Annotated in this window: 18 protein-coding genes; 3 read left to right on the forward strand and 15 right to left on the reverse strand. The window is 68.5% G+C overall.

Features of this window, described 5'->3' with window-relative positions; translation table 11 throughout:
* Nucleotide 1: 1 nt before the first annotated feature.
* The 8 genes from mltG to ACSF8R_RS07435 all read right to left on the reverse strand — a co-directional run bounded on the left by mltG (nucleotide 2) and on the right by ACSF8R_RS07435 (nucleotide 9,169).
* Complete coding sequence (gene mltG / locus ACSF8R_RS07400) at nucleotides 2-1,429, reverse strand: endolytic transglycosylase MltG (protein WP_434811224.1); 1,428 nt, start codon at nucleotides 1,427-1,429, stop codon at nucleotides 2-4.
* Nucleotides 1,429-1,902 carry a Holliday junction resolvase RuvX gene (gene ruvX / locus ACSF8R_RS07405; protein WP_434811225.1) on the reverse strand — a complete coding sequence of 158 codons (474 nt, stop codon included), beginning with the start codon at nucleotides 1,900-1,902 and terminating at the stop codon, nucleotides 1,429-1,431. Before ruvX ends, mltG begins: the two co-directional genes overlap by 1 nt.
* Complete coding sequence (gene alaS / locus ACSF8R_RS07410) at nucleotides 1,899-4,565, reverse strand: alanine--tRNA ligase (RefSeq protein WP_434811360.1); 2,667 nt, start codon at nucleotides 4,563-4,565, stop codon at nucleotides 1,899-1,901. Before alaS ends, ruvX begins: the two co-directional genes overlap by 4 nt.
* Before the next feature lie 61 nt (nucleotides 4,566-4,626).
* Nucleotides 4,627-4,908, reverse strand: coding sequence for an ATPase (locus ACSF8R_RS07415; RefSeq protein WP_434811226.1), 282 nt, complete (start codon nucleotides 4,906-4,908; stop codon nucleotides 4,627-4,629).
* Nucleotides 4,909-5,064: 156 nt separating this feature from the next.
* Nucleotides 5,065-5,694, reverse strand: coding sequence for a 30S ribosomal protein S4 (gene rpsD, locus ACSF8R_RS07420; RefSeq protein WP_434811227.1), 630 nt, complete (start codon nucleotides 5,692-5,694; stop codon nucleotides 5,065-5,067).
* A 154-nt stretch (nucleotides 5,695-5,848) separates the two neighbouring features.
* Nucleotides 5,849-6,778, reverse strand: a complete 930-nt coding sequence (locus tag ACSF8R_RS07425) for a tetratricopeptide repeat protein (protein WP_434811228.1) — start codon at nucleotides 6,776-6,778, stop codon at nucleotides 5,849-5,851.
* Between the two features lie 145 nt (nucleotides 6,779-6,923).
* Complete coding sequence (locus ACSF8R_RS07430; protein ID WP_434811229.1) at nucleotides 6,924-7,820, reverse strand: hypothetical protein; 897 nt, start codon at nucleotides 7,818-7,820, stop codon at nucleotides 6,924-6,926.
* An 83-nt stretch (nucleotides 7,821-7,903) separates the two neighbouring features.
* The gene (locus ACSF8R_RS07435; RefSeq protein WP_434811361.1) at nucleotides 7,904-9,169 is read right to left on the reverse strand and encodes a replication-associated recombination protein A; all 1,266 of its coding nucleotides are present in this window, start codon (nucleotides 9,167-9,169) and stop codon (nucleotides 7,904-7,906) included.
* Nucleotides 9,170-9,332: 163 nt separating this feature from the next.
* Here ACSF8R_RS07435 and ACSF8R_RS07440 point away from each other — a divergent pair, with 163 nt between their 5' ends.
* From ACSF8R_RS07440 to ACSF8R_RS07450, 3 genes are all read left to right on the forward strand, one after another.
* Nucleotides 9,333-9,656 (forward strand): dioxygenase, encoded by a 324-nt coding sequence (locus ACSF8R_RS07440; RefSeq protein WP_434811230.1) that lies wholly within the window; start codon nucleotides 9,333-9,335, stop codon nucleotides 9,654-9,656.
* A 36-nt stretch (nucleotides 9,657-9,692) separates the two neighbouring features.
* Nucleotides 9,693-11,267, forward strand: a complete 1,575-nt coding sequence (locus ACSF8R_RS07445; RefSeq protein WP_434811362.1) for a DUF349 domain-containing protein — start codon at nucleotides 9,693-9,695, stop codon at nucleotides 11,265-11,267.
* A gap of 102 nt (nucleotides 11,268-11,369) precedes the next feature.
* Complete coding sequence (locus tag ACSF8R_RS07450) at nucleotides 11,370-11,939, forward strand: SAM-dependent methyltransferase (RefSeq protein WP_434811231.1); 570 nt, start codon at nucleotides 11,370-11,372, stop codon at nucleotides 11,937-11,939.
* On the opposite strand, the gene ACSF8R_RS07455 is transcribed toward ACSF8R_RS07450, so the two are convergent.
* The 7 genes from ACSF8R_RS07455 to ruvC form a co-directional block, all read right to left on the reverse strand.
* Nucleotides 11,926-14,205 carry a RelA/SpoT family protein gene (locus tag ACSF8R_RS07455; protein WP_434811232.1) on the reverse strand — a complete coding sequence of 760 codons (2,280 nt, stop codon included), beginning with the start codon at nucleotides 14,203-14,205 and terminating at the stop codon, nucleotides 11,926-11,928. The genes ACSF8R_RS07450 and ACSF8R_RS07455 overlap by 14 nt on opposite strands.
* Before the next feature lie 53 nt (nucleotides 14,206-14,258).
* The gene (secF, locus tag ACSF8R_RS07460) at nucleotides 14,259-15,239 is read right to left on the reverse strand and encodes a protein translocase subunit SecF (protein WP_434811233.1); all 981 of its coding nucleotides are present in this window, start codon (nucleotides 15,237-15,239) and stop codon (nucleotides 14,259-14,261) included.
* Nucleotides 15,239-16,978, reverse strand: coding sequence for a protein translocase subunit SecD (gene secD / locus ACSF8R_RS07465; RefSeq protein ID WP_434811234.1), 1,740 nt, complete (start codon nucleotides 16,976-16,978; stop codon nucleotides 15,239-15,241). Before secD ends, secF begins: the two co-directional genes overlap by 1 nt.
* A gap of 43 nt (nucleotides 16,979-17,021) precedes the next feature.
* Nucleotides 17,022-17,474: a preprotein translocase subunit YajC gene (locus tag ACSF8R_RS07470; protein ID WP_434811235.1), complete on the reverse strand. Its 453-nt coding sequence runs from the start codon at nucleotides 17,472-17,474 to the stop codon at nucleotides 17,022-17,024.
* Between the two features lie 75 nt (nucleotides 17,475-17,549).
* Nucleotides 17,550-18,587, reverse strand: coding sequence for a Holliday junction branch migration DNA helicase RuvB (gene ruvB / locus ACSF8R_RS07475; RefSeq protein ID WP_434811236.1), 1,038 nt, complete (start codon nucleotides 18,585-18,587; stop codon nucleotides 17,550-17,552).
* A complete protein-coding gene (gene ruvA, locus ACSF8R_RS07480) occupies nucleotides 18,580-19,212 on the reverse strand; it encodes a Holliday junction branch migration protein RuvA (protein ID WP_434811237.1) in 633 nt (210 codons plus the stop codon). Before ruvA ends, ruvB begins: the two co-directional genes overlap by 8 nt.
* Before the next feature lie 50 nt (nucleotides 19,213-19,262).
* Entirely contained in the window at nucleotides 19,263-19,826 is a 564-nt protein-coding gene (gene ruvC, locus ACSF8R_RS07485; protein WP_434811238.1) for a crossover junction endodeoxyribonuclease RuvC, read from the reverse strand.
* Nucleotides 19,827-19,875: the final 49 nt, after the last annotated feature.

Here is a 19,875-nt window from a genome sequence, read left to right on the forward strand (position 1 = left end):
GTCAGCACCCCGAATCGGGGTTGTCTTCGCACCACGAGTCCCACTGTGCGACGGCCGCCTCGTGCTCGGCGAGCGTCTCGGTGAACACGGTCTCCCCGGTGTCGAGGTTGACCGTCACGAAGTACATCCATGGGCCGTCGGCGGGGTGCATGGCTGCGTCGATCGCCATGTCGCCGGGATTGGAGATCGGCCCGACCGGTAGGCCTGCATGGACGTAGGTGTTCCACGGGTTGTCGTCGGTGAGGGCATCTTCGGTCGAGCTGACTGTGCCGTCGTCCTCGCCGACGCCGTACTGGGCGGTCGAATCCATCTCCAGGCGCCCGCCGGTGTCGGTGTTGTCGGGTGAGAGCCGGTTCTGGATGACGCGCGAGACCTTGTAGAAGTCTTCCTCGTACCGCGCTTCCTTCTGGATGATCGACGCGATCGTGAGGATCTCATGGTGACGGTCCTCGGGGACTCCGGCGTCGCTGAGTGACTTGCGCGTGCGGTCGACCAGCGTCTGGATGACGCCCTCCGCCGTGATGCCGGGGTCGAACGTGTAGGTCGCGGGGAACAGCCAGCCTTCGAGCGAATCGGCCTCGACGCCGTACGCAGACGGGTCGGCGACGGCTGCTTCGAGGTCGGCCTGCTCGAGGCCGATACCCTCTGCCAGCAACGGGAGCGATTGCGCGACGGTGAGCCCCTCACGCAATTGTGCGGTGTTCTCCTGCTTGTTTGCGGGGTCCCTCAGCGCCTCCAATGCCGCCGCTGCCGTCATCCGTTGCTGCAGTGCGTAACTCCCGGGCTGGATGAAGTCGGTGTTCTGAGCAGTGGCGATCAGGTGGTCGTAGAAGACATTTCTCGTCTTCGTGACGCCGGCCTCGAACAGCGATACCGACACATCGGCGCCCGTGTCGCCCTCGATGATGGTGATCGTCGCCTCGCCGGTCGCCTCCCCTGTCTCGTAGTCCGCCGGTTCGGTCCACCCGAACAGTTCACGGATCTGCGTCTCGTAGGTGTTCCACACCCACACGCCACCGGCGACGACGCCGCCGATCATGGCGAGCACGACGAAGAGGACCACCCACTTCGCAACCCGGCTTTTGCGGGCGTCACGGTCGTGGCGATGCTGCTGCGCGTGTCGATCGCGTGCGTGCTCGGCGGCGAACAACGCGTCGAGCGTGCCGGATTCGTTCGGGCCCGCATCCGGCGCGACCGCGGGCGAGGCGGGCGCAGACGTCGCGGCCGCCGGAACAGGGTTCTCGGCGGGCGACGGGGTCGCCGGCTCGCTGCGCGGCGGCACGGCATGGTGCCCCGTGGCCGTCAGCGCAGCCTCGCGCGCGGCCCTCCGGCTGCCCGGTGCGGCGGCAGGCGCTGGGCGGGCGGCGGGATCGGGTAGTCGATCGAACAGATCCGCGAACTTATCGTCGTTCGACGGGGAATCGGGCATCAGGCGGGCTCCTGAGAGTCTGACAACAGCGTCCCGGCGGGGGTCCCGGAACGCTTCTCGACGTCGATCGCCTGCTGGAGGAGGACGACCGCGGCGACCTGGTCGACAATCTTACGAGACGATTTCTGAGAACGGCCAGACGTGCGAAGCGCCGCGTGCGCCGACACCGTGCTCAGTCGCTCGTCGACGAGCCGGACCGGGCGGGATGCCGCTGAATGCAGCAGCGCCGCGAAGTCGCGTGCATCGGTCGTCGAGGCTGTTTCGTTGCCGCTCAGGCTCACCGGCAGACCGACGAGCAGCTCGAACGCGTCATACTCGGCAGCGATCTGCGCGATCCGTGCGGCGGAGTGCTCGTCGCGAGGCACGGTTTCGACCGGCACGGCGAGCAGCCCGTCCGGATCGCAGCGCGCGACGCCGACACGGGCCTTGCCGACATCGACGCCGAGGCGCACCCCGCGGCGGAACCCGCTCACGCGGTCGCCGTCTCCAGCGCGGTCACGATCGCGGTGAGCGCGGCCGGGATCGCGGATGCGTCCGTGCCGCCGCCCTGTGCCACGTCGTCGCGGCCACCGCCGCCACCACCGAGCACCCCGGCCGCCGTCTTCACGAGGGCGCCAGCCTTGGCGCCGGCGGCACGTGCGGCGTCGTTGGTCGCGACGATGACGACCGGGCGGCCACCCGTCGAGCCGGCGAGGGCGACGACCGCGGCATCCGAGCCGAGGCGTTCGCGCAGCTGCAGGGCGAGCGCGCGGACGTCGTCGGCGGACGCGACCTCACCCAGCGTCTCGGCCACGACGCGCACGCCACCGACGACGCGGGCGGTCTCTGCGAGGGCAGGCAGACGCTCGCCGAGGGCTTTCGCCTCGAACTGCGCGATCTTCTTCTCGGCGGCCTTCAGGCTCGCCGCGAGCTCCGCGATGCGTGCCGGCAGCTGGTCCCGAGGCGTCTTCAGTGACGATGTCAGCTGCGAGACGATCGCGCGTTCGGCGGCGAGTTCACGGAAGGCATCGAGTCCGACGAGCGCCTCCACGCGACGGTTGGAGGCGCCGACCGACGACTCCCCCACAAGCGAGATCAGGCCGACCTCGGCGATGGAGGCCACGTGGGTGCCACCGCACAGCTCGCGCGACCACGGGCCGCCGATGTCGACCATGCGGACCGTCTCGCCGTACTTCTCGCCGAACAGCGCCATCGCGCCGAGCTCCTTGGCTTCGGCCAGCGGCAGCACGCGCGTGGTCACCTCGAGGTTGTCGCGCACCGCGTTGTTGGCGATCTCTTCGATCTCGCTCTTGGTCGCATCCGACAGCGCCTGACTCCACGTGAAGTCGAAGCGCATGTACCCGGCGCGGTTGAGCGATCCTGCCTGCGTCGCGCTGCGACCGAGCGTGTCGCGGAGCGCTGCGTGCACGAGGTGGGTCGCCGAGTGGGCCTGCTGCGCGGCGCGACGATTCGCGGCATCCACCACGGTGGTTGCCGTCTGCCCGACACCGACCTCGCCGGTGGTGACCTCGACCGTGTGGCTGACCAGCCCAGGCACGGGCTTCTGCACGTCGAGCACCTCGAGCTCGAAGCCCGGGCCGACGATGACGCCCTTGTCGGCGACCTGACCGCCGGACTCGGCGTACAGGGCCGTCTCGGCGAGGATGATCTCGGCGATCTGGCCCTGCGTCGCCGCCGTTGCCGGCTGCCCGTCCACGAGGATGCCGAGCACGCGCGATTCGGTCTCGAGGTCGGTGAAGCCGGTGAAGACCGTCTCGCCCTGGGCGCGCAGGTCGCTGTAGACGCTGAGGTCGGCCAGTGCCCGCTTGCGCGACTTCGCGTCGGCCTTCGCGCGGGTGCGCTGTTCCAGCATGAGCGTGTCGAATGCGTCGCGGTCGACGCTCAGACCCGCCTCTTCGGCGACTTCGAGGGTGAGGTCGATCGGGAAGCCGTACGTGTCGTGCAGCAGGAACGCCTCAGAGCCGCTGAGTGCGCTCTTGCCGTCCTTCTTGGCATCCGTCACGGCGAGATCGAGGATCTGCGAACCGGAGGCGAGGGTGCGCAGGAAGGTCTCCTCCTCGGCGAACGCGTACTGCGAGATGCGCTGCCAGTCGGTGGCGACCTCGGGGTAGGCGGTCTGCATGGCATCGCGCGAGGCGGAGAACAGCTCGGGGAACGTCGGCGCGTCGACACCGAGCAGTCGCATCGCACGGATCGTGCGGCGCATGAGGCGGCGCAGGATGTACCCGCGACCCTCGTTCGACGGGGTGACGCCGTCGCTGAGCAGCATGAGCGACGAGCGCACGTGGTCGGCGATGACGCGGAAGCGCACGTCGTCCGCGTGCTCCGCACCATAGGCGCGGCCACTGAGCGCGACCGCGCGGTCGAGCACGGGGCGCACCTGGTCGGTCTCGTACATGTTGTCGACGCCCTGCTTGATGAACGCGACGCGCTCCAGGCCCATGCCGGTGTCGATGTTCTGCTTGGGCAGCGGGCCGACGATGTCGAAGTCGACCTTGGAGCGCACATTCGTGATCTGCTCCTGCATGAACACGAGGTTCCAGATCTCGGTGAAGCGGTTGTCGTCGACGGCGGGCCCGCCTTCGCGGCCGTATGCGGGTCCCCGGTCGAAGTAGATCTCGGAGCAGGGCCCTGCGGGGCCTGGCTGACCGGTCGACCAGTAGTTGTCCTCGCGCCCCATCCGCTGGATGCGGTCGGCGGGCAGCCCGGCGACCTTCTGCCACAGCGCCGCGGCCTCATCGTCGTCCTGGTAGACGGTGACCCACAGATCTTTCTCGGCGAACCCGAGTCCGCCGTCGGCCTCGGACGAGGTCAGCAGCTCCCATGCATAGCCGATCGCGCCCTCTTTGAAGTAGTCGCCGAACGACCAGTTGCCGAGCATCTGGAAGAACGTGCCGTGCCGGGCGGTCTTGCCGACTTCTTCGATGTCGTTCGTGCGGATGCACTTCTGGTTGTCGGCGGCGCGCGGATAGGGCGGCGGCACGGTTCCGTTGAGGTACGGGATGAACGGCACCATGCCGGCGATCGTGAACAGCACCGACGGGTCGGGGCTGACGAGAGAGGCCGACGGCACGATCGTGTGGCCGTTGCGCTCGAAGTAGTTCAGGTATCGCTGTGCGATCTCCGCGGTCTGCATGATGGGGTCCTCGGGCATGCGGGCATCGATCCCCCGTTGCGGGGGCCGGTCGATGCGGGGGTCAGTCGGTCGGCTTTGCGGCGTCGCGGGCGGCAGCGACCGTATCGGCGGCGGCGCCCTTGGCGGCCTCGACGGCCTCGGCGGCGGCAGTGCGGACGTCGGCGGCGATGCCTTCGATCTTCGACTCCTGGTCGCGGTACGCATCGCCGATGCGGTCGGTGAACTCGGTGATGCGCGCGTCGACCTCGGCGAGCAGTTCGTGTCCGCGGGGGTCCTTGTTGACCAGGTGGGCGACGACGAAGCCGCCGGCGAGGCCGAGCACGAACCACAGCGCGTTCTTCATGGCATCCATGTTAGGTGCAAACGACGAAGGGCGCCGGGGTGACCCCCGACGCCCTTCATGCTTGCTCGGTCGTTGAGCGAGCGAAGCGAGACGAAACGCGCTTAGCGCGCCGCGTAGCTGTGCACGTGGCCGCTGCGCGGCTGTACTACGCGTCGCTTAGCGCGCCGCGTAGTACTCGACGACGAGCTGCACGTCACAGGTGACCGGAACCTCGGCGCGCTTGGGGCGACGCACGAGACGGGCCTGGAGCTTGTCGAGCTCGACCTCGAGGTATCCCGGAACCGGGGGCAGCACCTCGGCGTGGCCACCGGCAGCGGCGACCTGGAAGGGCTCGAGCGACTCGCTCTTCTCCTTGACGTGGATGAGCTGACCCGGCTTCACGCGGAACGACGGGCGGTCCACGAGCTGGCCGTCGACCAGGATGTGGCGGTGCACGACGAGCTGGCGGGCCTGGGCGGTGGTGCGGGCGAAGCCGGCGCGGACGACGAGCGCGTCCAGACGCATCTCCAGCTGCTCGACCAGGTTCTCACCGGTCAGGCCGTCCTTGCGGCGGGCCTCGTTGAACTGGATGCGCAGCTGCTTCTCGCGGATGCCGTACTGCTCGCGCAGACGCTGCTTCTCGCGCAGACGGACGGCGTAGTCGCTGTCCTGCTTGCGCTTGGTGCGGCCGTGCTCGCCCGGAGCGTAGGGACGCTTCTCGAGGTACTTGGCGGCCTTGGGGGTCAGGGCGATGCCGAGTGCGCGCGAGAGGCGCACCTTGCGGCGGTCCTGGGACTTCGTGGTCACGAAGGATCCTTCCGTTACGCGGCCATGTCGGTCATGGCCTGCGGACGTATCTCCCGCTCCGCTCCCTGACCGGACTGCACGCCGGGGCACGCCGGAAGGTCTTGATCAGCGGAGGGGGATGCCCGAAAACTCGGTTTCGAGCCGATCCATGCTATCAGATCCGCGGGTTCGAGCCGGGCGAGGCGAGCTGCCGTGCGAGGTCGAGGATGCCGTCGGGGTAGAAGGCCGGCGCACCGGACGCGGCAAGGGCATCCAGCGCGTACCAGCCGACCGTTGTGTCGGCATCGAGCACGGGCAAGCGGGCGCGCAACGGGAGGGCTTCAAGACGTGCGCTGCGCACGGCGAAGACATGGACGATCTCGTGGCCGGGGTGCGCGGCATCCGCGAAGATGTTCTCGGTCACGCCCAGGAGTCGCACCTCGTCGGCGTCGACGCCGAGCTCTTCGCGCAGCTCGCGCCGCATCGCGTCTGCGGCGGGCTCGCCGAACCGGATGCCGCCGCCCGGCGCCCGCAGGAACGGCGCACCGCCCGCGAGACCCGGGTACTCCTCGCACAGCACGTACCCGTCACGCACCACCAGGGCGACGACGATGCTGCGCACCCGTCGCAGCGGCGCGAGATCAGCCGCGTAGGCCTCGATCGCCCGCCGATACGCGGGGAGTCTGCCCGCAAGGGCGGTCAGGGCGGTGCGCAGTGCGACGCGCGCCTTGTCGTCGTCGTACTGCGCGAGCGCGAGAAACGCCTGCGCTGCGTCGGCGTGCGGATCGTCCGCCGATACGCCTTGCAGCAGGCGCATCGCCCCCGAGGCGTCATCGACGTTGCGCAGCGAGCTCGCGAGTTGGATCGTCGCGAACGTGCGCAACTCCCCCGCGAGCCCGCCGTCGAGTGCGGCGCGGTACAGCGGGATCGCCTGGGCCTCCTCGCCCAGGAAGTCATGCAGCGACGCGCGTTCGAAAGGTACCCGTGGATCATCGCTCGCCAGCGGCTGCAGCAGCGCGTCGAGCGCGCGCCACATCTCCTCCGGGCGTGTGTCGTCGGCATCCGCCCAGAAGGCGTCGATCCGGGCGTCGATGTCGTGGGTCATCCGCCCATCGTCGCATCCCGATCCTCGCCAAGCCCCTCTCCGCGGCACAGGAGAAATCACCGCTACAGGACGATCCACGCCGATTCGTCCTGTCTTCGTGACTTCTCCTGTGTTGACGAGGTGCCCGTTGCTGACGCGCCGCTGGTCACGCCACGGGTGTGAGTGCGGACTCGACGCGGACGACCCCGTCGCCGAAGCGCTCGTCGAACTCGCGCTGCAGGGTGCCATCGTCGAAGACGACCAGGACTTCGATCGCCTCTTCGACGCCCATCCGTCCGCCGCCGAGCACCTGCGGCCACTCGCCGGAGAAGATCTCTGCGCTGACCGACTGGTACTCGGCATCGGTACGCTCCGCCTCTGTGACACACAGCATGCCGCCCCAGACCTCGCGGAGGTCTCGTTCGGCGGCGCCCACGTCACCGACAAGCGTCACGTTGATGATCGTGAGCAGCGGGTCGTTCATCGTCGACTCGTCGGGTTCGGGATCATCGGCGGACGGGTTCGGTGACTGGTCCAGCCACACGAGCGAGTAGCCGTCGAGTGCCATGGCACGCTGGATTGCCGCGTCCATCGATGAGGCTGTCGTGAGCGATTCATCGACAACGCGCCATCCGCCCTCTGGTTCGCGGCACGGGGTGCCGAGGTCGACCTCGGGTGGGGATGTCGGCTGCGTGGCGTCTTCGGCTCGGACGACGTCGGTCGGTGCAATGGTCCCCGCATCGATGTCGTAATGGCCGGTGATCACGAACGATCCCCACCGCACGCCGTTCGCCTCCTCGAACGAGCCGACCCACGACTGCCAGTCCCATTCGGTCAGTTTCGGTCCACCGCACTGCGGCGGCAAAGAGTATGCGACACCACCGAGACACGCCTCCGCGCCATCGCCGTCGTCGAGCACCATCACCGGGACGGTTGTCGTGACGACCAGCGGCGGGTGCTCGCTGGGCTCGGCTTGCGGCCGCGTCGTCGCACAGGCGCTCAGTGCGACACCGAGTGCCGTGACGGCGAACGCGGCGCTGATGCGGTGGACGGTGGTGTGCACGTGGGTCCCCCTCGCCGTCGGCACCGAGATGGTGCTGTCACAACGCAAGTGTCGCCCACCGCGGAAGCGTCTCGCGCCTTCGCTCAGTCGCCCAGGATACGGCGGATCTTCCCGAGCCTGGCGGCGACGTCGCGTTCGAGGCCGCGACCGGTGGGTTCGTAGTACCGCTTGCCGCGCAGTTCGTCCGGGAGGTACTGCTGGGTCGCGACGCCGACGTCGAGGTCGTGCGGGTACACATACCCCTTGCCGTGCCCCAACCGCTTCGCGCCGGCGTAGTGCGCGTCGCGCAGATGGATCGGCACACGCCCGAACCCGCCCGCGCGCACGTCCGCGATCGCGGCGTTGATCGCCATGTACGCGGCGTTCGATTTCGCGGTCGTTGCGAGATAGGCGGTGGCCTCGGCGAGCGGAATCCGCCCTTCGGGCATGCCGATGAAGGCGACGGCGTCTGCGGCGGCGACAGCGATCGTGAGCGCCTGCGGGTCGGCGAGTCCGATGTCTTCGGATGCCGAGATCACGAGCCGGCGCGCGATGAACCGGGGATCCTCCCCCGCCTCGATCATGCGCGCCAGATAGTGCATCGCTGCGTCGACATCCGACCCGCGGATCGACTTGATGAACGCGCTGATGACGTCGTAGTGCTCGTCACCCTGCCGGTCATAGCGCAGCAGTGCCCGGTCGACCGCTTGAGCGACATGCGCGGCCGAAATCGTCGCGTCCTCCTCATCCGCGACCATCGATGCCGCCGCCTCGAGCGCAGTGAGGGCGCGGCGCGCATCTCCGGATGCCAGTTGGATGAGCGCCGTCCGCGCCTCCGGAGCAAGCTCGACCGCACCGTCGAGGCCGCGCGGATCGCCCACGGCCCGATCGACGAGCGCACCGAGATCGTCATCGGTCAACGGCTGCAGCGTGAGCAGGAGCGAGCGCGACAGCAGCGGGGAGATGACCGAGAACGACGGGTTCTCGGTCGTGGCGGCGATGAGGATGACCCAGCCGTTCTCGACGCCCGGCAGCAGCGCGTCCTGCTGAGCCTTCGTGAAGCGGTGGATCTCGTCGAGGAAGAGGATCGTCGACTGGCCGTACAGGTCGCGCTGGTTCATCGCCTCCTGCATGACCTCGCGCACGTCCTTGACGCCGGCGGTGATCGCCGACAACTCGACGAACCGGCGCCCCGAGGTGCGTGCGATCGCCTGCGCGAGCGTTGTCTTGCCGGTGCCCGGTGGACCCCAGAGGATCACTGACACGGCAGTCTTGCCACCGGCATCCGGACCTGCGAGCGCGACCAGCGGCGACCCTCGCCTCAGGAGGTGCGCTTGCCCTGCGACTTCGTCGAGCGACGTGGGCCGCATGCGCACGGCGAGCGGGGTCTGTCCCTGGAACAGCGCGCCACTCGTACTCACCGCACCAGGCTAGTCGGGCGCGCCGACACTCAGGCGCGCCCGCATCCAGGCGGCGCTGTTTCGGGCGATAGGCTTTCCCACGGCCCGGGACGCCCGGGCACGAGGAGGATCCGTGGCCAAGGGTGTCGGCAAGAAGGACGCGCGTGCAGCGCGCGACCGCTCGCGTGTCTATCAGGCGCGACAGCAGTTCCACGACGGGACGGTGCGTCGACGCACGCGCGACAACCTCGTCGCAGGAATCGCCGGCGGCGCGCTGATCCTCGCGGTCATCGGCGGCCAGGTGCTCTACTTCACGGCGGGACCCGGCGCACCGACCCCCGAGCCGACGACGAGCATGACCCCGACGCCGACGGCAGTGCCGTCCGAGACCCCCGCGCCCTCCGAGTCCCCCGCATCCACCGACTCGCCGTCGCCCGAGCCGACCTCCACCCCCTGAGGTCGCTCGTACTAGGCTGTGAGCCGACCGATCCCCATGCGGCGTGCGCCGCGACGAGGTAAGACCGTGACTTCCGCATCTGCCCCTGATTCTTCGGCCTCCACTCCCGACGACGAGGCCGTCGCCACGCGTGACGACGCTGTCACAGACGCCGCTGCCGTCGAGGACGCTGCGTCTGTTGAGGACGCTGCTCCCACTGAGGATGCCGCGCCCGTCGAGGACGCTGCTCCCGCCGAGGACGCCGCCCCCGTTGAGGACGCTGCGAGCGGGCCGACCGTGCCCGCGCCCGTCCCCACCCCCGGGCCGCGCCCTGGACCCGTACCGAGGCCCGCGCCGCGTCCGAGCGCTGCGGCACCGGTCCCCGCAGCCACCCCCTCGAACACGAGCACCGAGCCGTGGGGGCGCGTCGAAGACGATGGCACCGTCTCGGTCCGCGAGGGCGACCAGTGGCGTGTCGTCGGCCAGTACCCCGATGGCACACCGGCGGAGGCACTCGCCTACTTCGAGCGGAAGTTCGCCGACCTCGAAGGCGAAGTCAGCCTGCTCGAAGACCGTCACCGCCGTGGCGGCGCGACGGCCGCCGAACTGCGTTCGACGGCGCAGACCGTGCGCGATCGACTCACGGATGCTGCGGCCGTCGGTGATCTGGCGTCGCTCGCGGCACGCGTGACTGCGCTCGAATCGCTGCTCGTCGAGGCGACGGCGGAAGAGGCCCAGGCCGCCCGCGAGGCCGTCGATGCTGCGGTCGCGCACCGGACCGGCATCGTCGAGCAGATGGAGGCGATCGCCGCGCGCGATCCGAAGTCGATCCAGTGGAAGCAGACGACGACCGAGGTGTCCGGTCTGTTCGACCAGTGGCAGACCCACCAGGCCGAGGGTCCGCGCCTGCCGAAGGCGCTCGGGCAGCAACTTTGGAAGCGATTCCGTGACGCCCGCTCGATCGTCGACCGACACCGTCGCGAGTTCTACTCATCCCTCGACGAGCAGCACAAGTCGGCGCGCACCGAGAAGCAGCGGCTCATTGACCGTGCCGAAGCGCTCGCGAGCCGCGGGGAAGACGGCATCGCCGACTATCGCAACCTGCTCGACCAGTGGAAGCGTGCCGGGCGCGCCGGCAAGAAGGCCGATGACGCCCTGTGGGCGCGATTCAAGGCCGCCGGAGACGCGCTCTACGGGGCGCGCGCAGAACGTGAGCGTGTCGAGGTCGCGGAATCCAAGGACAAGATCGACGCGAAGCAGGCGCTTCTCGCGGAAGCGGCCGCCGTCGGCAAGGAGAAGGACACTGCGCGCGCCCGCGCCCTGCTCACCGGCATCCAGCGTCGGTGGGACGAGATCGGCCGCATCTTCCCCCGTGACGCCGAGCGCAAGCTCGACGACGACCTGCGCAAGATCGAACAGTCCGTGCGCGGCCGCGAAGACGCCGATTGGAAGAACAACAACCCCGAGACCAAGGCCCGGCAGAACGACATGACGTCGCAGCTGCAGGATGCCATCTCCAAGCTCGAAGCCGACGTCACCGCCGCCGAGAAGCAGGGCGACAAGCGTGCGATCGCGGCCGCGAAGGAAGCACTCGACGCACGGAAGGCATGGCTCAAGGCGCTGGGCGGCTGACGCTCGGAGCATCGCCTCCTCCCCCGCACGATGAAGGCTGCATCTGTCCACAGATGCAGCCTTCATCGCATCCATGGGCGCATGAGCGGTCAGACTCGGCACATGCCGTCACCGTTCCTGTACTTTGCCGATGAACGACTCTCCCGCGCTGAGCTGGCCGCGGCGAGACTGGACGGCGTGCTGGTCGAACTCGGCGACGGCTACATCCCGGCTGACGCGGTCGAGACGCGAGAGCTGCGGGCAAGCTCGCTCCGCACGTTGGCGCGGGGCGAAATCGCGTTCACGCACGAATCCGCGGCGTGGGTGCACGGATTCCGGTTGACGCCCCCGGCCCGGCATCGCGTGCAGCGGGCCGTCGGCCACCGGATTCCGCACGTGATCGACGTTCGGCTTCGGTACAGCGACCTTGCCATTCCCGATGACGACGTCGCATTGATCGGGGGCGTGCTCGTGACCACTCCGGCGCGGACCTGTGCGGATCTCACGCGTGAAGCCGTCGCAGGCGAGCACGGCGATCAACGCGCGCTGCGAGGCCTCTTCGACGCGCACCCAGACCTCCGGGATGCCGCCGTCGAATGGCTCGAGCAGACCAAACCGGTCCATCACAAGCGGACGGCGCTGGCGTGGCTGCGCGCGGAGGCCTCGCGCGCAAGCGCGGTCAGGACGAGGTGACGCGGTACACGTCGTACACCGCGTCGATGCGGCGGACGGCGTTCAGCACACGGTCGAGGTGCACGATGTCGCCCATCTCGAAGACGAAGCGGCTCACCGCGAGCCGGTCGTTGCTGGTCGACACCGACGCGGACAGGATGTTCACGTGATGCTCACTGAGCACCCGCGTGACGTCGCTGAGCAGACCGGAGCGGTCGAGCGCCTCGACCTGGATCTGCACCATGAACACGCTCTTGGTCGTCGGCGCCCAACTCACATCGATCATGCGGTCCGGCTCGTCGGTGAGCGAACGCACGTTCGTGCAATCGGCACGGTGCACCGAGACACCGCTGCCACGCGTGACGAACCCGACGATCTCGTCGCCGGGAACCGGCGTGCAGCACTTCGCAAGCTTGACGAGGATGTCGCCGGCACCGCGAACGAGCACGCCCGAGTCGCCACCGCGCGGCGCCTTCGAACGGCCCACCTGCGGTATGTCGATGGGACCGGTGGAGGTCTCCTCCTGGCTGCGCACGAGCGCGGTGACCTTCTCGATCACCGACTGCGTCGAAACGTGCCCTTCGCCGACGGCGGCGTAGAGGGCTGAGACGTCCTCGTAGCGCAACTGCTGCGCGACCTCGGCGAGCGATTCCTGCCCCATGAGGCGTTGCAGCGGCAGGTTCTGGCGCCGCATCGCCCGTGCGATCGCGTCCTTGCCCTGCTCGATGGCCTCTTCGCGACGCTCCTTCGTGAACCAGCCGCGGATCTTGCTGCGCGCGCGGGTGCTCTTCACGAAGCCCAGCCAGTCCTGGCTGGGACCCGCATCGGGGTTCTTCGACGTGAACACCTCGACGACATCGCCGGAGCTCAGCTCCGACTCGAGCGGCACCAGCCGGCCGTTGACTTTGGCACCCATCGTGCGATGGCCGACCTCTGTGTGCACCGCGTAGGCGAAGTCGACCGGTGTCGCCCCGGCGGGAAGTCCGACGACGCGCCCCTTCGGGGTGAAGACGTAGACCTCTTTCGCCCCGATCTCGAACCGCAGCGAATCGAGGAACTCACCCGGATCGGCCGTTTCGGCCTGCCAGTCGGAGATGTGCGCGAGCCAGGCCATATCGGCATCCACCGAGCCGGCGCCGCTCTTTGCGCCGCTGCCGCCGTTGACCTGCTCCTTGTACTTCCAGTGCGCAGCGACGCCGTACTCGGCCTGCTGGTGCATCTCGTTCGTCCGGATCTGGATCTCGACGGTGCGGCCGCCCGGGCCCATGACCGTCGTGTGCAGCGATTGGTACAGATTGAACTTCGGCGTCGCGATGTAGTCCTTGAACCGGCCCGGCAACGGCGTCCACCGCGCGTGAATCGAACCGAGCACCGCGTAGCAGTCGCGCACGGTACCGACCAGCACGCGGATGCCGATCAGGTCGTAGATGTCATCGAACTCGCGACCGCGCACCACCATCTTCTGGTAGACGGAATACAGCTGCTTCGGGCGGCCCATGACACGGCCGCGGATGCGAAGCTCCCGCAGGTCGGATTCGACGGCGTCGATCACAGTCTGCACGTACTGTTCACGCTGCGGCGTGCGCTGCTTGACGAGACTGTCGATCTCGACGTAGAGCTTCGGGTGCAGCACCGCGAACGAGAGGTCTTCGAGTTCGCTCTTGATCGCCTGGATGCCGAGTCGATTCGCGAGCGGCGCATAGATCTCGAGGGTCTCGGTCGCCTTCTTTGCGGCCTTCTCGGGTGGCACGAAGCCCCACGTCCTGGCGTTGTGCAACCGGTCGGCGAGCTTGATGAGCAGCACCCGGATGTCTTTCGACATCGCGACGATCATCTTTCGGACCGTCTCGGCCTGCGCGGCGTCGCCGTACTTGACCTTGTCGAGCTTGGTCACGCCGTCGACGAGCATCGAGATCTCGTCACCGAACTCCGAGCTGAGGGTCTCGAGGCTGTAGTCGGTGTCTTCGACGGTGTCGTGCAACAGGGCGGCTGCGATCGCGCGCGGGCCGAGGCCGAGATCGGCGAGGATCTGCGCGACGGCGAGCGGGTGTGTGATGTACGGCTCGCCGCTCTGGCGCTTCTGCGACGAATGCGCCTTCTCGGCCACCGCGTACGCGCGCTCGATGACGGCCAGATCGCCCTTGGGATGGTGTGTCCGGACGGTGCGGATGAGTTGCTCGACGCCGTCGCTTCGAGAGGGCGCCCGCGAGAACAGGCGCGGCACCAGACGGCGCAGTGACGATGGCGGCTGGGCGCCCGGAAGGGGCGCTTGACTCGCCTGCGTCATCCGGTCACCTCCGACGTGTGCAACCCGACAATCCTACGCCCGCGGCGGCGGTGTCAGATCTCGCCGAGCTCACGGTCCCGCGTCGTGCGCATGCGCCCGTCGCGGTCGGTGATCGACTCCTCGCCCTCGCGCAGCAGCGAGTAGAGCGGCGCTGCGACGAACAGCGTCGAGTACGCGGCGACGATCGTGCCGACGAAGATCGACAGCGAGATGTCGGTAAGTGTCTGGGCGCCGAGCCACAGCGCTCCGATGAACAGGATCGCGCCGGTCGGCAGCGCCGCGACGACGGTCGTGTTGATCGATCGGACGAGTGTCTGGTTCACAGCGAGGTTGACGGATTCGCCGAACGTGCGACCGGATTCTTCGCTCGTGTTCTCGCGGATCTTGTCGAAGACGACGGTCGTGTCGTACAGCGAGTACGACAGGATCGTCAGGAAGCCGATGACGGCGGCGGGCGAGATCTCGAAGCCGAACAGTGCGTACACACCGATCGTGATCACGAGCACGTCGACGAGACCGACGATCGCGGCGACCGACATCTTCCAGGTGCGGAAGTAGATCGCCAGGATCAGGAAGGTCAACGCGAGGAAGATCGCGAGTCCCCACAGCGACTGACGGGTCACGTCCTCACCCCACGCGGGACCGATGAACGACGAGCTGACCTGCGCCGTTTCGACACCGTAAGCGTCGGCGAGAGCGGCCGTCACGTCACGGGTTTCTTGGTCTTCCATCTGATCGGTCTGGATGCGAACTGCGTCCTGACCGATCGTGGTGACCTTCGTGGTCGCGTCGGGGACGACGCTCTGGACCGCGTCGGTCGCCGTCGCCTGGTCGAGATCGCTGACCCCGTTGACGGTGAACTGCGATCCGCCCGTGAACTCGATCGAGAAGGCGACCGGGCGGAACAGCGGCACGAGTGCCGCGCCGATCACGAGCACGGCGGCGATGATGAACCACAGCCGGCGGCGCCCGACGAACGGGAACGATGTCTTACCGGTGTAGAGGTCGTTTCCGAGCTGATTCATGGAGCGCATCAGTCGTCCCCCTCCGTCGTGCGGCGACTATCGTCCTGTTGCGCGAGCTTGCGCTCCGCGATCGTCTGTCGGCGTTGCGCTTCGCCTCGGGCCTTCGACGACCTGGCTGCCGAGCCCTTGCTCGCCGCCGCGACGGGAGTGCGGAACTGCGCACGCCCACGGTAGACGGCGCCGAGTGCGTCGGGATCGAGCCCCGACAGCGGGTGCCCGCTCCCGAAGAACCGCGTACGGGCGAGCAGCTGCAGCACCGGGTGGGTGAAGAGGATGAAGATGAGGATGTCGATCGCGGTCGTGAGGCCGAGGGTGAACGCGAAGCCCTTCACCGTCGCATCCGCCAGGATGTAGAGCACGACGGCGGCGAGGATGTTGATCGACTTCGAAATGTAGATCGTGCGCTTCGCGCGGCCCCACCCGTCCTCGACGGCACTCGTAATCGACTTGCCGTCGCGCAACTCGTCGCGGATGCGCTCGAAGTAGACGATGAACGAGTCGGCCGTGAAGCCGATCGTCACGATGAGGCCTGCGACGCCGGCGAGCGACAGGCGGAAGCCCATCCGCCACGCCAGGATGCAGAGCGTGATGTAGGTGAGTACGGCCATCACGCCGAGCGAGGCGATGATGACGAAGCCCAGTGCGCGGTACACGACGAGCGAGTAGATGGCGACCAGGGCGAGGCCGATGAGGCCGGCGATGAGGCCGATCTGCAGCTGCTGCGAGCCGAGGGTCGCCGAGATCGAGTTGCTCGACTGCACTTCGAAGCTCAGCGGCAGCGCGCCGTACTTGAGCTGGTCGGCGAGCACCTTCGACGAGTCCTGGTCGAAGCTGCCGCTGATCTGCGGCTTGCCGTCGAGGATGACGGCGTTCATCGTCGGTGCCGAGAGGACGGCGCCGTCGAGCACGAATGCGAACTGATTCTGCGGCGTCGTGCCCGCCTGGGTGAACGCGTAGAGGCGCTGGCTGATCTCGCCGAATGTCTCGGTGCCCTCCGAGTCGAAGACGATGTTGACGACCCACTGACCGTTCTGGCTGTTCACGCCGTTGCTGGCGTCGTCGATCGATTCGCCGGTGATCTCGACCGGGCCGAGGAGATATTTGCCCGCGCCCTCGGCGTCGCACGTGATGAGCGGTTCGCTTGCGGGCTGCGATGCCGGGTCGTTCTCGGTCGATGCGCAGTCGTAGGCGAGGAACTCGGCGTACAGCGCCTCGGTGACCCACGCGAGGTCGCTCGCGCCGGTGGGCTCGGGTGTCGGAACCGCGTTGAGTGTCGGGTCGGGGGTCGGGTACGGGGTCTCGTTGCCGTCCTCGCCGATGTACGTGTTCGTGCCTGCTGTGGTGGCGAGCACGGCACGCAGCTGCAGCTGCGCGGAAGCCTCGATGCGGTTGCGGGTGTCCTCGTCGGCCTCGCCCGGAACCTGGACGACGATCTGGTTGCCGGCCTGGGTCGTGATGTGCGCTTCGCCGACACCCGAGGCGTCGACGCGCTGGCGGATGATCGTGACCGCCTGATCCATCTGCTCGGTGCTCGGCGCCGCTCCGTCCTCGGTCTGGGCTTCGAGGATGATCTGCGTGCCGCCCTGCAGGTCGAGGGCGAGCTCAGGCAGCCAGGAGCTGGCTGGCCCGCCGTCGGCGTCCTTGAAGACGAATGCGCCGAGCGCGTTGATCCCGAACAGGACGGCGGTGACGACGATGAGGCCGGTCAGCGCACGCCAGGCATGGCGGACAGGGGTGGATGTGGCCACGGATGGTCAGCTTTCTGGGAGCACCGCCTGGCGGTGTGGGAACTCAGGCCTTGGGCTTGTCGTCCGTGTCGGGCGCAGCCTCTGCGGCCGGCTTCTCGACGGATTCAGGCGCCGGGGTCGACTCGATGACGTCGTCGCCGGGGATCTGTTCGTCGGCGTCTGCGACCGCTTCGTCCTCGACGATCCGCAGCACGGCCTGGCTGTGCACCTCGACGACCACGCCCGGGGCGAGTTCGACGTGTGCCGACTTCGACAGGTCGTCGCCGTCGTATTCGACGATCGTGCCGTACAGCCCACCCTGCAGGAGCACCTTCGCGCCCGGCAGCATCTTCGCGGCCTTCTCCTCCTGCTCGGCCTTCATGCGCTGCTGGCGACGACGCGAGCTCCAGAACATGAAGACGATGAGGATGAGCAGCAGGATCAGCAGACCGTACTGCGCGAAGAAGCCGGCGAAGCCGTCGGCCTGGGCGGGTGCGGGAGTCGCAGCGAAAAGCATGGGCGCGGAGGCACCTTTCACAAGTGGATGCGCGCAGCGGCGCGCGAAACGATGGCAGGCGAAAGCCTTCAGCGATTATAGGTCATCGAATCTCAGCGCCTCTTCGGCGCGCGGCACCTGCAGATGCTGGTACGCGTCGGGGGTGGCCACCCGCCCACGCGGCGTGCGCCCCAGAAACCCGATCCGCACGAGGTACGGCTCGACGACCGACTCGATCGTCTCCGCCTCTTCGCCGACGGTGACGGCGAGCGTGCCGAGCCCGACGGGGCCGCCCCGGAAGCGACGCACAACGGCATCGAGCACGGCTCGGTCGAGTCGGTCCAGGCCGATGGAATCCACGTCGTAGAGCTCGAGCGCAGCCGACACGTCGTCGATCGTGGCGTCGAGTCCCGCGCGGTGCACGATGACGAAGTCGCGCACGCGGCGCAGCAGGCGGTTCGCGATTCGGGGAGTGCCGCGGCTGCGTCGGGCGATCTCGGCGCGTGCCTCTCGGGGCAGGCGCACATCGAGCATGGATGCCGATCGTGCGACGACCTGTTCGAGTTCGTCGGGTTCGTAATATTCCAGATGCGCCGTGAACCCGAAGCGGTCGCGCAGCGGATTGGGCAGCAGCCCGGCCCGAGTGGTGGCCCCGACGAGCGTGAACGGCGCGAGGTCGAGCGGGATGCTGGTGGCGCCGGCGCCCTTGCCCACCATGATGTCGATGCGGAAGTCCTCCATCGCGAGGTACAGCATCTCCTCGGCGGAGCGGGCCATGCGGTGGATCTCGTCGATGAAGAGCACTTCGCCCGGCATGAGGCTCGAAAGCAGCGCCGCGAGATCACCCGCGTGCTGAATCGCCGGACCGCTCGACAGTCGCAACGGTCTGCCGCTCTCGTGCGCGACGATCATGGCGAGCGTCGTCTTGCCGAGTCCGGGCGGCCCCGACAGCAAGATGTGATCGGCGGGCCGCTCCTGGATGCGGGCGGCGTCGAGCAACAGCTGCAGCTGCCCGCGCACCTTCTGCTGGCCGACGAACTCGGCGAGTGAGCCGGGCCGGAGCGCGCCTTCGACGGCGAGTTCGGTCTCGTCCTCGGCAAGCGCGGGGTCGTGTGCAGCCCTCGCCTCAGACACTGCTCTGCTCCTTCGTCGCCTTCGGGCTTCGCGCCGGGCCGAGCTGAGCGAGCGCGAGCTTCAGGAGTGCCGGCACGGTCGCGGCGTCCGACGCAGCGGTGACGTCGTCGACCACTTCGGTGGCCACGCGTTCGGACCATCCCAAGGCGATGAGCGCTTCGACGACCTGCCGGGCCAGGTCCGGCGCGGCGGACGCCGATCCGGCGGTCGCCGCGGCGCGCGGCAGCGCCTTGAGCTTGCCCGCCAACTGCACGACGATGAGCTTCGCCGTCTTCGGGCCGATGCCGGACACGCGCCGGAACGGTGCGTCGTCCTCCGCCGCGACCGCATCGTGGATCTGATCGGCGGTGAGCGACGACAGCACGCCGAGTGCGGACTTCGGGCCGACCCCCGACACACTCAGCAGGTGCAGGAAGACGGAGAGCTCGTCGCGACCCTGAAAACCGAAGAGCGAGAGCGAGTCTTCGCGGACCACGAGGTTCGTGTGGAGGACGATCTCATCGCCGACGTGGAACTCCCGGGCCAACTGCGGCGTCACCGCGACTGCGTAGCCGACTCCACCGACGTCGACGATCACCGACTCGGCGTCCAGGTGCAGAACGTGACCGCGCAGGGAGGAGATCATGTTTTGAGCCTACGGGCCCCTTCGGACATTTGTTCGAGCGACACGCGTCGTCAGCGCCGGGTGAGCCGCTCGGCATCTGCCCACGCGCGCTGAGCCGGCGTGAGCGCGCCGCCCGTCGGGGTGGCGGCACTCCCCCGTCGCCACGCGTGACACAGGGCCAGTGCGAGCGCGTCGGCGGCGTCTGCGGGCTGCGGGAGCGTGTCCAGTCGCAGCACACGCGCGACCATCGTCTGCACCTGCAGCTTGTCGGCCGAGCCGTAGCCGGTGATCGCTGCTTTGACTTCGGATGGTGTGTGCGTGGCCGCCGGCAGACCGTGCTCGGCCGCGAGCAGGAGTGCGATTCCGCTGGCCTGGGCCGTGCCCATCACGGTGTTGCGGTTGTGCTGTGCGAACACGCGTTCCACCGCGACGACATCCGGACTGTGCGCACCGAGCACGACGCGGATCCCCGCGGCGATCGTCGCGAGGCGACGCTCGATCGGCTCGTCGGGCGCAGAGCGCACGACGCCGACGTGCACGAGCGATGCGGAGCGATCGCGGCGCACATCGACGACCCCGACGCCGCAGCGGGTGAGACCGGGGTCGATGCCGAGAACGCGAAGAGCGGATGCCACGTGTCCACGCTACGCGCGGATCGCGGCATCCGCTCAACGGCGCATGCGT

The sequence above is a fragment of the Microbacterium sp. bgisy189 genome (genome assembly GCF_965345345.1).
Classification (GTDB): domain Bacteria; phylum Actinomycetota; class Actinomycetes; order Actinomycetales; family Microbacteriaceae; genus Microbacterium.